The 13,876-nt window shown below is 71.9% G+C and carries 14 protein-coding genes and 2 tRNA genes; 1 reads left to right on the top strand and 15 read right to left on the bottom strand.

Features of this window, described 5'->3' with window-relative positions; translation table 11 throughout:
- Positions 1-270: 270 nt before the first annotated feature.
- From PZB77_RS21475 to PZB77_RS21435, 9 genes are all read right to left on the bottom strand, one after another.
- Positions 271-343: transfer RNA gene (locus tag PZB77_RS21475), tRNA-Ala, on the bottom strand.
- A gap of 127 nt (positions 344-470) precedes the next feature.
- A complete protein-coding gene (locus PZB77_RS21470) occupies positions 471-704 on the bottom strand; it encodes a hypothetical protein (protein ID WP_275494237.1) in 234 nt (77 codons plus the stop codon).
- Positions 705-1,159: 455 nt separating this feature from the next.
- Positions 1,160-1,232: transfer RNA gene (locus tag PZB77_RS21465), tRNA-Ala, on the bottom strand.
- A 147-nt stretch (positions 1,233-1,379) separates the two neighbouring features.
- A complete protein-coding gene (locus PZB77_RS21460; RefSeq protein WP_275496157.1) occupies positions 1,380-2,033 on the bottom strand; it encodes a histidine phosphatase family protein in 654 nt (217 codons plus the stop codon).
- On the bottom strand, positions 2,030-2,461 hold the full coding sequence (gene rsfS, locus PZB77_RS21455; RefSeq protein ID WP_275494236.1) for a ribosome silencing factor: 432 nt from the start codon (positions 2,459-2,461) through the stop codon (positions 2,030-2,032). Before rsfS ends, PZB77_RS21460 begins: the two co-directional genes overlap by 4 nt.
- A 257-nt stretch (positions 2,462-2,718) precedes the next feature.
- Positions 2,719-4,458, bottom strand: coding sequence for an LCP family protein (locus PZB77_RS21450; RefSeq protein ID WP_275494235.1), 1,740 nt, complete (start codon positions 4,456-4,458; stop codon positions 2,719-2,721).
- 22 nt (positions 4,459-4,480) lie between these two features.
- Positions 4,481-5,098, bottom strand: coding sequence for a nicotinate-nucleotide adenylyltransferase (gene nadD / locus PZB77_RS21445; protein WP_275494234.1), 618 nt, complete (start codon positions 5,096-5,098; stop codon positions 4,481-4,483).
- A gap of 32 nt (positions 5,099-5,130) precedes the next feature.
- Positions 5,131-5,292 carry a hypothetical protein gene (locus tag PZB77_RS21440; RefSeq protein ID WP_275494233.1) on the bottom strand — a complete coding sequence of 54 codons (162 nt, stop codon included), beginning with the start codon at positions 5,290-5,292 and terminating at the stop codon, positions 5,131-5,133.
- An 84-nt stretch (positions 5,293-5,376) separates the two neighbouring features.
- The gene (locus tag PZB77_RS21435; protein ID WP_275494232.1) at positions 5,377-5,529 is read right to left on the bottom strand and encodes a hypothetical protein; all 153 of its coding nucleotides are present in this window, start codon (positions 5,527-5,529) and stop codon (positions 5,377-5,379) included.
- Positions 5,530-5,640: 111 nt separating this feature from the next.
- On the opposite strand from PZB77_RS21435, the gene PZB77_RS21430 reads away from it, so the two are divergent.
- A complete protein-coding gene (locus PZB77_RS21430) occupies positions 5,641-6,774 on the top strand; it encodes a M48 family metallopeptidase (protein WP_275494231.1) in 1,134 nt (377 codons plus the stop codon).
- Here PZB77_RS21430 and PZB77_RS21425 read toward each other — a convergent pair.
- From PZB77_RS21425 to PZB77_RS21400, 6 genes are all read right to left on the bottom strand, one after another.
- Positions 6,701-7,828: a hypothetical protein gene (locus PZB77_RS21425; RefSeq protein ID WP_275494230.1), complete on the bottom strand. Its 1,128-nt coding sequence runs from the start codon at positions 7,826-7,828 to the stop codon at positions 6,701-6,703. The genes PZB77_RS21430 and PZB77_RS21425 overlap by 74 nt on opposite strands.
- A 317-nt stretch (positions 7,829-8,145) precedes the next feature.
- Positions 8,146-8,769 (bottom strand): hypothetical protein, encoded by a 624-nt coding sequence (locus PZB77_RS21420; protein WP_275494229.1) that lies wholly within the window; start codon positions 8,767-8,769, stop codon positions 8,146-8,148.
- Positions 8,770-8,847: 78 nt separating this feature from the next.
- Entirely contained in the window at positions 8,848-10,131 is a 1,284-nt protein-coding gene (locus tag PZB77_RS21415) for a glutamate-5-semialdehyde dehydrogenase (RefSeq protein ID WP_275494228.1), read from the bottom strand.
- A 223-nt stretch (positions 10,132-10,354) separates the two neighbouring features.
- A complete protein-coding gene (locus PZB77_RS21410) occupies positions 10,355-10,867 on the bottom strand; it encodes a hypothetical protein (RefSeq protein WP_275494227.1) in 513 nt (170 codons plus the stop codon).
- Between the two features lie 130 nt (positions 10,868-10,997).
- Positions 10,998-12,116, bottom strand: coding sequence for a glutamate 5-kinase (proB, locus tag PZB77_RS21405; protein ID WP_275494226.1), 1,119 nt, complete (start codon positions 12,114-12,116; stop codon positions 10,998-11,000).
- A gap of 220 nt (positions 12,117-12,336) precedes the next feature.
- Complete coding sequence (locus PZB77_RS21400) at positions 12,337-13,593, bottom strand: acyltransferase (RefSeq protein ID WP_275496156.1); 1,257 nt, start codon at positions 13,591-13,593, stop codon at positions 12,337-12,339.
- Between the last annotated feature and the right edge of the window lie 283 nt (positions 13,594-13,876).

The following is a 13,876-nucleotide window of genomic DNA, read 5'->3' as shown; positions in this document are numbered from 1 at the left end:
GTCGAAGGACGCGCGTCTGTGGAAACGAAAAATCCCCTCGCACAGGAGGGGACGCCGCGCCGAGTCCGACCAGGCGTTCTCACCGGTCGGGAGTGATCAGCGCGGCTCGCTAAGCAGAAGGCGTACGGCACGCATGGCGTCAGGGTACCGCACGGAGCCGGAGCGACTCGGGGAGCGACCGCTCCCCGGACGGCCCCCGCGAGCGGGGAAGGGGTGGAGAACGAGGAAGGCGGACCATCCGATTCGGATGATCCGCCTTCTTCTTCACCGTGGAGCTAAGGAGAATTGAACTCCTGACCTCCTGCATGCCATGCAGGCGCTCTACCAACTGAGCTATAGCCCCGTGTTGCGCCGCCGTCCGGTTTCCCTTGGCGACATCGAGAACATTACACGGCCTTCCCGGTGGTCCCCAAATCCATTCCGGACCGGACCGCCATGACCCGGATCCTCCCGCTTCGCGCTCCCGGTCTTCACGCCGTGGCGAAGGAGTAGAACCGCTTGAGGGTGCAGTGTTCTTCCAGGAGCCGCCCGTAGATCGGCTCCCCCTCCAACTCGCGGTACGTCTCGATGGGGTCGCCTTTTATGATCAGCGCCCGCGCGCACTCCTCGCACCAGTACTGGTAGTCCGCGTTGATCGGATCCATGTCCCTGACGATGGGCGTACCGCTGCCGCACCAGTCGCATTTCCGCCTGTGCGCACCCATGCAGTCAGCTCCAGCTGTGGCCGCTGGCCGTGCGTGCGCGACGGATTCCCCTGCACCCCGGGGCGTGTGCCACCTGGGAGGAACCGCGGGACGGGCAGCCGGGACCGGACCTGTGTTCGGGAATCACGGTAACTACGGGACGTGCGCGCGGAGCTGGGACGTCGGACACCCAGGGCGGACCGGGGATCCGCACGCGGCTCGCAGGCATCGTGCTCCCTCCCGATCGGTCCGTCGCCCCCTCCGGCGCTCCGATTCTGCCATGCCGCCGCAAGAGGGGCGGCTCGCCGAACCACGTCCGACGGACGACTGACGCCGCGTCAGCGCGAGGGCCCGGGCGTGGGGCGGCGGAGCCCGCCTCCGTCGCCCGCGGTTCGCACACCGGAGCGAGCGCCGACGTGGGGCCGACACGCAGAAGATCCCGCCCCCAGGGGGACGGGATCTTCTTGGATCTTCTGTGGAGCTAAGGAGAATTGAACTCCTGACCTCCTGCATGCCATGCAGGCGCTCTACCAACTGAGCTATAGCCCCGCTGTTCGCCGTCCTGCTCCGCTTCTCCACCGTTCCGGTGTTTTCCGCGCTGCGAACAAGAAGAACTCTAGCCTGTGACCAGCCGGAAAGTGAAATCCGGCCGGTGCCGCCCTCCCGGATGCGTTCTCCGGGACGCCGGGCGGCCTCTCAGGTGTCGTCGCCCAGCACCGGTTCGGGCAGGGTTCCGGCGTTGTGCTCCAGCAGGCGCCAGCCGCGCGCGCCCTCCCCCAGGACCGACCAGCAGCAGTTGCTGAGTCCGCCGAGGCCCTCCCAGTGGTGGGACTCCAGTCCGAGCAGCCGGCCGATCGTCGTCCGGATGGTGCCCCCGTGGCTGACCACGACGAGCGTGCCGCCGTCCGGGAGCCTGTCGGCGTGCTCCAGCACGACCGGGGCGGCGCGGTCGGCCACCTCGGTCTCCAGCTCGCCGCCACCGCGGCGCACGGGTTCGCCCCGCTTCCAGGCGGCGTACTGGTCGCCGTACCGGCTGATGATCTCGTCGTGCGTGAGCCCTTGCCATGCTCCGGCGTAGGTCTCGCGCAGTCCCGCGTCGTGGGTGACCGTGAGGCCCGTCACGGCGGACAGCTCGGCGGCCGTGGCCGCCGCACGCCGCAGATCGGAGGCGACGACGGCGTCGGGCTTGAGGGACACGAGAAGGCGGGCGGCCCGGCGGGCCTGCCCGATTCCCGTCTCGGTCAACTCGATGTCGGTGGAGCCCTGGAAGCGGCGCTCCAGGTTCCACGCCGTCTGGCCGTGCCGCCAGAGGACTACTCGGCGGCCCCGACCGCTGCCGTTGCCGTTCAGCTCGCGTCACCTTCCGCGGTGCCGTTGAGCCGGGCGTGCTCCTCGGCCTTGCCGAGGGTCTTCACGGCGTCCTCGGGGAGCGCGATCTCGGGGCAGTCCTTCCACAGGCGCTCCAGCGCGTAGAAGACGCGCTCCTCGCTGTGCTGGACGTGGATGACGATGTCGACGTAGTCGAGCAGGATCCAGCGGGCGTCGCGGTCGCCCTCGCGGCGCACCGGCTTGGCACCGAGCTCCTTCTGGAGCCGCTCCTCGATCTCGTCGACGATCGACTTGACCTGGCGGTCGTTGGGGGCCGAGGCCACAAGGAAGGCGTCGGTGATCGACAGGACGTCACTGACGTCGTAGGCGATGATGTCGTGCGCGAGCCGGTCGGCCGCCGCCTGGGCGGCGGCGTTGATGAGCTCGATGGAGCGGTCCGTGGCGGTCACATGCAGGCTTTCGTCGGCGGGCGGGGCAGTCCCTGTGGAAGCTGTTCCGTCGTCCCTGGCGGATCGGCGCGCGGACCGGGCGGCGCGGTTGCGCCGCGGTCGTCGCGCGCCCGCCAGAAATCGCGGGACTCTTCCTTAGGGTCTCACGGACAGCCGACCGTGCCGACGGGGAACTGCCGGGCGCGCCGCGAGGGCCCTCCCGCCGCTTCGGCGGGAGGGCCCTCGCGGGCCGGTCCGGAGGGTGGGCCCCGGCGTGATCAGGACGTCCTGAAGTCGTAGTCCTGGCCGAGCACCACCGAGACGTCCGCGTTCGCGGCCGCCTCCCCCTGGGTCACGACGCTCTCCGGCAGGCCGAGGGTCTTGGCGACCTCCACCGCCTTCGCCTTGTCCTCGGCCGCGCCGTAGACGATCTGCGAGGCGGACGTGGTCTCCGCCTTGCCGGCGTCGACGAAGGAGTATCCGCCGTTCACCAGCACCACCCGCGCCGCGTCGAGGGCGTCCGTGTCCCCGTAGGCGTTCTTCACGCCGACGCGGACGGCGGCGTCCTTGTCGGGGGCGCGCACCGCACCGCCCAGGACGTCCTTGACCACGCTCTTCCCGGTCGCGTCGCTCAGGGTGCCGTCGCCCTGCACCGGCAGGACCTCGGTGGTGTAGTCCCCGACCTTCGCGTGCCCGGCGAGCTTCGCCAGCGAGGCGCCGAGGTCGGCCTCGGGGAGCGACGGGTCGAGGATCTGGGCCAGTGTCTGCACCGTGACCGTGGCCGCCTTCGGGTCCTCGGAGAGCTTGCGCAGCACTCCGCGCAGCACCTGGCCGAAGCGCGTCAGCTGCGTGGCCTCCGGTTCGCCCTTGGCCCGGTACGTGGCGTACGCCACGGCCATCGTGCCGCTGAGGGTCTGCGCCCGGCCCTTGCGGACGACGGGCGCGGCGCCCTTCTTGGTGTCCGGGACGTCGGTGTCGGTGTCGACCTCGATGTTGCCGACCAGTTCGACCAGGTTCTCCAGGTACGGGGTGTCCAGCCGCCAGGTGCCGCTGATCTTCGTGCCGAGGAGCGTGTCGATCGCCTCGCGGGTTCCGGTGCTGCCGTCGTCCTCCACCGACTCGCCGAGCGTGGTGGTGGTGCCGTCGTCGTTGGCGACCGCGAGCGAGTTGGGCAGCAGGACGGTGGTGCCCTTCTTCGTGGTCACGTTGTCCACCAGCAGGGCGGTGGACGTCCCGCCGCCCTTGGTGTTGTGCAGGTGCACGACGATGACGTCACGCTGCTGCGGACCGCTCGCCGTGGGGGCGTCCGCGTCCGGACCGGACGAGCCGGGCAGCTTTCCGGCGGACCAGAGGTAGCCGACCCCGGCCACGAGGACGAGCGCCACGAGGACGATCAGCCCGATCAGCCGGTTGCGGCCCTTGCGCCGGGCCTCCTCGCGCCGCTCGCTGCGGCTCTCGGTGAAGGCCAGCCAGTCGATGACGTCCTCGGAGTCCTCGTTCGGCTCTTCGATGAAGGAGAACTGCCCGCCCCGGTCGTCGTCCTGCGGGGACCGGCGCTGTTCCGGGACGACGGGATCCGGTTCGGCCGCCCGCGCGGGGGCGGCCGGCTGGGGAGCGGGCTGCGGAGCCGTCTGCTGGGGGACGTTCCACTGCTGGGCGGTGGTGTCGGCCACGACGGGCTGCTGCCCGGTGTCGTAGCCATAGCCTCCCCCGTAGCCGTAACCCTGCGCGTCGCCCTGCGGCTGACCCTGTGCGGGGTGGCCGGTGTAGGGGTCGTACAGCGGGGAAGGCTGATGCTGCTGGGGTGGTTGCTGGGCGTACGGGTCGTAGCCGTACCCCTGGCCCGTGCCGTCCTGCTGACCCTGCGTCGGCTGCCCGTAGGCGTAGGGGTCCTGCGGGGTGTACGGGTCGTGGCTCTGCGCTTCCGGCTGCTGGTACACCGGCTGGCCGTAGGCGTCGTAGCCGATGATCTGCGGCTGTTGTCCGTACGGGTCGTACGGGTTCTGTCGGTCGTTCACCACCGGTGCCCCTCTCCGTGGCTCATTCGCCCCGGTACAGCTGGCGTTTGTCGATGTAGCGGACCACACCGTCGGGCACCAGGTACCAGACCGGATCGCCCTGTGCGACCCTCCACCGGCAGTCCGTCGACGAGATGGCCAGGGCCGGAACCTCCACGAGGGAGACACCGCCTTCGGGCAGTCCCGCGTCGGTGAGCACATGGCCCGGCCGGGTCACGCCGATGAAGTGGGAGAGCGAGAAGAGCTCCTCGGCGTTTCGCCAGGTGAGGATCTGGGACAACGCGTCGGCGCCGGTGATGAAGAAGAGATCCGCGTCCCCGTGCGTTTCCCGCAGGTCGCGCAGGGTGTCGATCGTGTAGGTCGGCCCTCCGCGGTCGATGTCGCTGCGGCTCACCGAGAACTGCGGGTTCGACGCGGTGGCGATGACCGTCATCAGGTAGCGGTCCTCGGCCGGCGAGACCTCTTTGTGGCTCTTCTGCCACGGCTGCCCGGTCGGCACGAAGACGACCTCGTCCAGGTGGAACTGGGCGGCCACTTCACTGGCCGCCACCAGGTGTCCGTGATGGATCGGGTCGAACGTCCCGCCCATGACGCCGATTCGGCGCCGGCCGCGACCGGTAGGCACTTCCTGCTCTCCCATGCGTGCAGACCCTACTGGCACGGCGTCACCGCTCAGCGGTCGCGGTTGAAACGGGTGGTGACGAAGAGCAGAAGCAGCAGGGCGACGAAGGCACCGCCACCGGTCAGATAGGGGTTGAGGCTTTCGTGGTTGCCGCCCTCGCCGCCCTCGGAGGCGAGAAGGACCAGCTGGTGGGCGGTGCTCGTGAGGCTCATCTTCGGCAGGACCTATCGATCGGGAGTCGGAAGGAAGACGTCGGGCACATCGTATGCGGGTCCGCCGGGCACGCTCACGGCGACTCAGTCGTTGGAGTCGTCGTTGCGGTAACCGCGCAGCAGGAACCAGGCCATCAGGGCTGCTCCGACGAGGGAGACGAGCAGCACGATCCGCACGGTGTCACCCGGTCCCTGGCCCTCGGCGGCGGCTGCAAGCAGTTCGGCGGTGTGCGGCATTCCGGGTGCTCCTCATAGTTGTCCACAGCCCCCCGCACACCGTAGCGCCAGCACCTAGGCTGGCCCGTGCCAGGGGGACGGGCGGCGTCCCGTACGCAACAGGGGGAACAGATGAACGGCGACACCCGCACCAACGAACCCAGCAGGCGGCGCAGGCGGTTCCCGGGAATCTCCTCCCGGGCCTACGAACACCCGGCGGACCGCTCGGCCCTGGTGGCCCTGCGGAAGCTGTCCGGGTTCGACACCGTCTTCAAGACGCTCAGCGGCCTGCTGCCGGAGCGGAGCCTGCGGCTGCTCTACCTCTCCGACTCGGTGCGGGTCGGCGACGAGCAGTTCGCCCACCTCCACACCATGCTGCGCGACGCCTGCTACGTCCTGGACCTGCCGAAGGTACCGGCGATGTACGTCACGCAGGATCCCCGGCCCAACGCCATGTGCATCGGGCTCGACGAGCCGATCATCGTGGTGACCACCGGTCTGGTGGAACTGCTGGACGAGGAGGAGATGCGGGCCGTGGTGGGCCACGAGGTGGGACACGCCCTCTCCGGCCACGCCGTGTACCGCACGGTGCTGCTCTTCCTGACGGGCCTGGCGACGAAGGTGGCCTGGATACCGCTGGGCAATGTGGCCGTGCTGGCCATCGTGACGGCGCTGCGCGAATGGTTCCGCAAGTCGGAGCTCTCCGCCGACCGGGCCGGGCTGCTGGTGGGGCAGGACCTCCAGGCGTCCATGCGCGGCCTGATGAAGATCGCCGGCGGCAACCACCTCCACGAGATGAACGTCGACGCCTTCCTCGCCCAGGCCGAGGAGTACGAGAAGGCGGGCGACCTGCGCGACTCGGTGCTCAAGATCCTCAACGTGCTCCCCCGTTCACACCCCTTCACCACCGTCCGCGCGGCCGAACTGAAGAGCTGGGCCGGGACCCGGGACCACCAGCGCATCATGGACGGTCACTACCCGCGCCGCGAGGACGACAAGGATGCCTCGGTGACGGACTCCTTCCGTGAGTCCGCCGCGCACTACGCCGATGCCGTGCGCACCAGCGGGGACCCGCTGTTCAAGCTCGTCGGCGACATAGCCGGAGGCGCCGGGGACCTCGGCGGCAGGCTCCGCGACCGGTTCACGGGCGCCGGCCAGGCGAAGGACAGCGCGGCGGACGCCTCGGGCGGCCCTACGGCCGGCTCGGGCCCCGCGAAGGGCCCGACAGCGTCGGAGCAGGAGGGGCCTGACCGAGCGCAGGAGTGAGTTCCAGGGTTCCGCAGAGCCCGCCCCGGGGCGTCCCCGTCGTGTACGGATCGGTGCCCCGGGGTCCGGCGGAGTCAGCGCGCTCCCCGGCGAACAGCGGGCGCAGCGCCGGGGCGGTCCCCGAGGAACAGGACTGCGGTCCCGCCTGTACGTACGCGGTCCGCAGCTCCAGCCGGTGCAGCCGCAGGTCCTCCCGGTCGAAGCGGAGGCGCAGCAGCCGTCGCACGGTGAACAACGAGGCTCCGTCCGCCCGCCGGGGGCCGTCGACGGCCGGGCGCACGGTGTAGGTGTAGGTGTGGTCGGCGACGACCTCCAGGGTGCCCGCGTCCGCCTGGGAGTACGCGAGCGTGCCGTCGACCCGGATCGCGGGGTCGGCGAGTTCGGTGCGGGCGGGGTCGAAGCGCACCAGCCAGCCGGCCGCCGGGAGCCTGCCGTCCCCGGCCGGGGCGTCCATGCTCAGGTCGAACTCCGCGGCCTGGTCCGGGTCGAGCAGCGCCCTGACCGTCCCGTTCTGCTTCCCGCCGAGCACCTGGGGGTCCAGTGCGGACTCCACCAGGAAGTCCTTGGCCGTGGCGAGGGCCGCCATGATCTCGCTGCCGGAGAAGTTCTCGGTCCGCCGGACCGCCGGCAGGTTGATCCCGGCCGCTCCGACGCGGAAGTGCGCGGCCGGCCCCTGCTCGACGAGTTCCCGGGGGGACCCTCCCGGTACGGCTCCGCGCGGGGCGAGCGGCACGACGGTGGCCTCGAGCGGTTCGGGCCGGCCGGAGACGGCGGTGGGCAGCAGCGGCTGGCGGAACCCGATGTACACGGCGGAGGCGAAGGCGAGCGCGACGAGCACGATGAGGACGGCGGCGAGGCCGGGGCCCCGGTGCGGGGAGCGTCGCGGCACGGAGCGGACGGCACGGGCGTGCTCGCCCATCCGCTCCTGGGCCGAGAACTCCTGGAGTCGGGCGGCTCGGACGAAGGACTCGTCGAAGACGAGCGAGCGGTACTCGTCCTCGTCCCCCGCGGGGCTCTCGGGGGGCTCTTCCGGTGGACCTTCGCGACCTGCCACGACTTCTCCCGGTCTCCACACCACCGGCACGGGGTCGGTGCGCAACGGTCTGCCCGGCCGAGCGGCCGAGGGCAGCGAGAAGCCCCCTCCGGAAGAGGGGTCACACTGTGAGGGTAGGTCGATTGCGCCTCGCGTAAACGCGGTGGCGGCGGCCGACCGCGGAGTTCGCACGACTGGGCGCTACGCCGCGACACGGCCGGGTGGGTGACGCCCGTACGGGCCGGGGAGTGGGAGCCCGCGGGGAACGGCGTTCAGGGCGCGTGCGGGAGGGCGGACAGCGCACCGGCCGTCCCGGACGCTTCCCGCCCGTCCGCCGGTCACGGCGCCGTCGCGGCGTCCTCCGCCCGGTCGGCGGTGCCCAAAGGCTCCGTGGCCGCAGGGGGAACCGCCGCGTCCGCCCCGCCGGCCGTCGGCTCCGTGGTCGCGTCGACACCGCTGGTCGTGGGCGGCAGGTGGTCCTGGTTGTCGGCCGGGGAACCTCGGTAGACCGCGCTGAACGCGAGCGCGATCATCCCGATCCCCATCAGCAGCGCCAGGAGCCAGGCGACCGGCCGGTGCCAGCGCGCGGAGCCCCGGTAGGGGCGCAGGGCGCCGCCGTGCGGGCCGTACGGGCCCGCCGCGACGTCACCGCCGTCGGGGTCGTAGTCGACGTCGTCCGGGTCGTGGGGGGTGCGCCCGCCGGCGTACTCGCGGCCGGGGCGGTGGCGGTCGTACGGATCGCCGTCCCGGGCGGTGCCCGCCGGGCGGGACCGGGCCGCCTCGGCTTCCGCGCGCGCTTCGGCGGCGGCGACCAGCCGTTCCACGGCGGTGGGCTCGTGGATCCTCGCGGCCCGTACGAACTCCTCGTCGAACACCACGGTGGCGAAGTCCTCGTCCGCGCCCCCGCGGTCGTCGTCGGGCTCCCCTCCGTCCTGAGACGGCCTGCCCCCCGCGTCGTCCACGGGATTCAGCGTAACCGCGTCGGGGCGGTCCGGTCAGGGAGACGGCGGAACTCTCCCCGACCCGACGGGCCCGTCCGGCTACCGTGTGTGACCGTCGCCGGTGACGATGTACTTGGTGGTGGTCAGTTCCGGCAGCCCCATCGGGCCCCGGGCGTGCAGCTTCTGGGTGGAGATGCCGATCTCCGCGCCGAACCCGAACTGCCCGCCGTCGGTGAAGCGGGTGGAGGCGTTGACGGCGACCGTGGTCGAGTCGACCAACTGGGTGAACCGGCGCGCCGCGGCCTGGGAGGTGGTCACGATCGCCTCGGTGTGGCCGGAGGACCAGAGCCGGATGTGCGCCACCGCGGCGTCCAGCGAGTCCACCACGGCGGCGGCGATGTCGTAGGAGAGGTACTCCGTCTCCCAGTCCTCGGCGGTGGCCGGCACGACGGTCGCCTTGGACCCCTCGGCGTACGTCAGGACGCGCTCGTCGCCGTGGACCGTCACCCCGGCCGCGGCCAGGGCGTCCAGCGCGAGCGGCAGGAACTGGTCGGCGACGTCCCGGTGCACGAGGAGCGTCTCGGCGGAGTTGCAGACGCTCGGGCGCTGCGCCTTGGAGTTGACCAGGATGTCGACGGCCATCGCCAGGTCGGTCCGGGCGTCCACGTAGACGTGGCAGTTGCCGGTTCCGGTCTCGATGACGGGGACGGTGGACTCCTCGACGACCCGGCGGATCAGTCCGGCGCCGCCGCGCGGGATCAGCACGTCCACCAGGCCCCGGGCCCGCATGAGCTCGCGGACGGAGTCGTGGCTCTCCCCGGGGACCAGCTGCACCGCGTCGGCCGGCAGCCCGGCTCCGCCGACCGCGTCGCGCACCACGCGGACGAGGGCGGAGTTGGAGGCGTAGGCGGACGAGGAGCCGCGCAGCAGGACGGCGTTGCCGGACTTGAGGCAGAGGACCGCGGCGTCGACGGTGACGTTGGGGCGGGCCTCGTAGATGATCCCGACCACTCCGAGGGGCACGCGGACCTGGCGCAGGTCGATGCCGTTGGGGAGGGTGGAACCGCGCACGACCTCGCCGACCGGGTCGGGCAGGGAGGCCACCTGGCGCACGTCGGCGGCGATGGCGCGGATGCGTTCGGGGGTGAGCGTGAGCCGGTCGACCACCGATTCGGCGGTGCCGGCGGCCCGGGCGCGCTCGACGTCCTCGGCGTTGGCCCCGACGATTTCGCCCGCCCGCACCTCCAGCGCGTCGGCGACGGCGAGCAGAGCGTCGTCCTTGGCGGCGCGCGGGAGCGGCGCGATGTCGGCGGCGGCAGCGCGCGCCCGGTAGGCGGCCTGCGCGACCGGGGACATGTTGTCGTACGGCGAGAGCGTGGTCATGCCCGCAGGGTAGTGCGCGGCCCGCGGACATACGGCCCGTATCCCGTGATGCGAGACACCCTGGCCGGAGCGCGGCCGCCGGGCCCGGCGGGACCGCGTCCGCGGGACACGCCGGGCAGTGCCCGCGCAGCCTTCCTGCCCTGCCCCCCGGAGCCCGGCGGGCGGTCCCGTGCGGTGTTCCACGGTGTTCCGCGACGGTCCGTGACGGACGGGCCCCTCCCGCTCAGTACGGGTGGACGCCCACCGGCGCGGCGGGCGGCGGGCCGTACCCCTCGGCGACGCGCTGGTGGTAGGTCTCCCGGTCGATGACCTCGAGGCCGACGATCTCCCACGGCGGCAGTTGAGCCGTGGAGCGGTGCTCGCCCCAGAGCCGCAGGGCGACGGCGGCCGCGTCGTGCAGGTCCCGCGCCTCCTCCCAGTACCGGATCTCCGCGTGGTCGTTCGCGTACCGGCTGGTCAGCAGGAAGGGATGGTCGTGGGCCAGTTGTTCCAGGCCGCGTCTGATCTCCCCCAGGGGCGTCTGGGCCCCGGAGACGCAGAGCGTGATGTGCCACAGCCGGGACTGTGCGGTCTCCCCCTTCACCGCCCCCGGCTCGTGGCCGGTGGTGCGGTCCTCGGCCCGGTCGCTCCCGCGGTCGGCGGGCGGGCTCCGGTCGAAGCCGGTTCCCGCCCCCACGCTGGTCAGTGCGCGGGTGCCCGTTCCTCGGGGCGGCGCCCCCGGGCGCGCTCGTCTCACCGGCGGCCTCCTGTGGATGTGGTGCTGTGCTGTCCCCTGCGTACCCCCGCTACAAAGTTGACCAGCCCGAGGGCGGGCTTGGGGCGGTTTTGGTGAAGCTCTCCGCCGGGAGCACGGAGTTTCAGCCGATTCAGGGGGCCGAGGGGGGCACGAGGACGACGAGGTCGTCCCTGTGTACGACCTCGCGTTCGTAGGCCGGACCGAGTTCCCGGGCCAGCTCGTGCGTGGAGCGGCCGAGGAGCTGGGGGATCTCCTTGGCGTCGAAGTTGACCAGGCCGCGCGCCACGGCCCGTCCGGCCGGGTCGCGCAGTTCGACCGGGTCCCCGGCCGTGAAGTCGCCGTGCACGGCCGAGATGCCCGCGGGCAGCAGGGAGGTACGGCGTTCGACGACGGCCCGGACGGCTCCCTCGTCGAGGACGAGCGCGCCCTGCGGGGCCGAGGCGTGGGCCAGCCAGAGGAGGCGGTCGGCCGAGCGGCGGCCGGTGGGGTGGAAGAAGGTTCCGGTGTCCCGTCCGGCGAGGGCGTCGGCGGCGTGCCAGGCCGAGGTGAGGACGACGGGGATGCCTGCGGCGGTGGCGATCCGGGCCGCCTCCACCTTGGTGACCATGCCTCCGGTGCCGACGCCCGCTTTGCCCGCGCTGCCGATCGCGACGCCCGCCAGGTCCTGGGGGCCGGTGATCTCGGCGATGCGCGAGGTGCCGGGTGTGCTGGGGTCGCCGTCGTAGACCCCGTCCACGTCGGAGAGGAGGACCAGCAGGTCGGCGTGGACGAGGTGGGCGACGAGGGCGGCCAGACGGTCGTTGTCGCCGAAGCGGATCTCGTCCGTGGCGACGGTGTCGTTCTCGTTGACGACGGGCAGGGCACCCATCTCCAGCAGCTGGTCGAGGGTGCGGTAGGCGTTGCGGTAGTGGGCGCGGCGGCTGGTGTCGTCGGTCGTGAGCAGCACCTGGCCGACGCGTACGCCGTAGCGGGCGAAGGACGCCGTGTAGCGGGCCACGAGCAGCCCCTGGCCGACGCTGGCCGCCGCCTGCTGGCGGGCGAGGTCCTTCGGTCTGCGGTGCAGGCCCAGCGGGGCGAGTCCGGCAGCGATGGCGCCGCTGGAGACGAGGACTATCTCCCGCTCACCGCCGCCGCGGACCTTGGCGAGGACGTCCACGAGGGCGTCCACCCGGTCGGCGTCGAGTCCGCCCACGGCGGTGGTGAGCGAGGAGGAGCCCACCTTGACGACGATCCTGCGGGCCTCGGTCACCCGTTGTCTTGCCACTGTCTCCGCTGCCGATGTCACAGGGGCGAATCTATGTCAGCCGGGGTGGCGGCCGCACCGCTGTTCCGCCCCATGGACGCGGAGTGGTAGAGGCGGTCGCCGCTCGTGCGCTCCGGAGCCCGAGGCCGCCCCGGCCGTGGCGGCCGGGGCGTCCTGGGGCGGTGCGTACGGGGTGGTCCGGGGCGGGACGGTCCGGGCTGGGAGATCAGCCCGTCCGGCTGCCGCTGTCCGCGAGGGTCCGGTCCTGCCCGGAGTCCCCGGCAGCGGCTTCCGGCTCCCCGAAGGGAGCGGGCTGGGCCGCCGGCGGGGCGGTGGGGGCGGTGCGCTTGCGGCCGATGTCCTTGAGCCGCATCGCGGGCTTCTCGACCAGGTGCCAGGAGAGCGCCGCGGCCGCCAGCGTGCCGGCGAGCGACATCGCGAGGTAGGGCCAGAAGCCCCAGCGCGCGAAGCCGACGGCCGTCAGCGACTGCTGGATGGCGAAACCGTAGATGTAGACGCCGTAGGAGAGGTCGTTGCGGGCCCCGATGCGGCGGAACGGCCCGGGGAGCCGGATGGCGAGCCAGAGCAGCAGGTAGGCGAAGGCGGGGATGCCGACGACGAAGAAGTACCCGTAGTGGATGCTGCCGAGGAGCACGAGGACCGCGAGGACGCCCAGCGGGTCGCTGACCGGGACACGCTCCCGGTACATCTCGATCAGGGCACCGATGGCGAAGGCGAAGCCGAGGTAGATGAGGACGTCCGGGTCGAACTTGCCCATCACGGTGAAGATCTCGAAGCTCGTCGCGTACGAGGAGTCGGAGAAGCCCGCCCAGAACGGGGTCGCCAGAGCCGGGTCGATCACGAGGAACCCGAGGACCGCGGTCACCACGAGCACGACCCGGCGGGCCCGGGCGAGGACGCCCGTCACGGCGAGCAGGGCCACGCCGAAGTAGCAGAGCACCTCGTAGCGGAGCGACCACAGCGCGGCGTCGATGCTGGGGCTGTGCGCCAGACCGGATCCCGCGGAGTGGGCGATGACCCCGGACACGTCGTTCTGGCGGGGCGCGATGGCCCAGTTCGACTCCATGTAGTCGACGGGTCCCCTGGCGTGGCCCCAGAAACCGTCCAGGCTCCCCTGCTGGCGCCAGTAGAGGAAGGGCGCGATGGCGAACGCGGTCACCGCGAGACAGACCCAGAGACCCGGCAGCAGGCGCAGGGCGCGGTGCCAGAGGAAGCGGCCCAGGGGGAGCCGGTTGCCACTGCGGGTCACGAGGATGCCCGACAGGACGAAGAAGCCGTAGACGGAGACCTTGCCGAGGTCGGTCTGCCCGTGGCTGAACCAGTGACCGAACTCCTTGTCCCCGAATCCCAGCACGCTGGCGTGCGAGACGACGACGGCGGAGGCCAGACACAGCCGGATGAATCCGAGACTGTTGTTCCGGCCCTTGAAGCAGTCGGCGACCGATCCCTGGGACCATGCGATCCGGCCGACCGCAGTACGCGTACGTGTGATGACGGCACCTCTAACCGAAGAAGCGACGGACCGGCCTGCCGTCCCGGTCCGCGAGGCACGTGCGAAAGCAACGCCGCACGGGCACAAAGCCACCACTGCGTACGCCACTTGGCCGCGCGGGAAAGGCTCCCCCCCGGGCCCGGACCTCTGGTGCACCGTACATGACATCACGGCCGGTCCGAACTGTTCGATCCGCCACAACCGCTAAGGTGCTTCCGGGCGGCGACCCTCGCCCTCAATCGGTCTCCGATCC

This window comes from Streptomyces sp. AM 2-1-1 (assembly GCF_029167645.1).
Taxonomy (GTDB): domain Bacteria; phylum Actinomycetota; class Actinomycetes; order Streptomycetales; family Streptomycetaceae; genus Streptomyces.
Note: the sequence above shows the minus strand (reverse complement) of the source record. Positions and strands in the feature narration are given on the sequence as shown.

Bases quoted from the DNA above. Each gene is read 5' to 3' on its own strand.
- PZB77_RS21415 (WP_275494228.1), bottom strand. From the start codon at position 10,131: ATGACCACGCTCTCGCCGTACGACAACATGTCCCCGGTCGCGCAGGCC.
- nadD (WP_275494234.1), bottom strand. From the start codon at position 5,098: ATGGGAGAGCAGGAAGTGCCTACCGGTCGCGGCCGGCGCCGAATCGGC.
- PZB77_RS21470 (WP_275494237.1), bottom strand. From the start codon at position 704: ATGGGTGCGCACAGGCGGAAATGCGACTGGTGCGGCAGCGGTACGCCC.
- PZB77_RS21435 (WP_275494232.1), bottom strand. From the start codon at position 5,529: ATGCCGCACACCGCCGAACTGCTTGCAGCCGCCGCCGAGGGCCAGGGA.
- PZB77_RS21440 (WP_275494233.1), bottom strand. From the start codon at position 5,292: ATGAGCCTCACGAGCACCGCCCACCAGCTGGTCCTTCTCGCCTCCGAG.
- PZB77_RS21430 (WP_275494231.1), top strand. From the start codon at position 5,641: ATGAACGGCGACACCCGCACCAACGAACCCAGCAGGCGGCGCAGGCGG.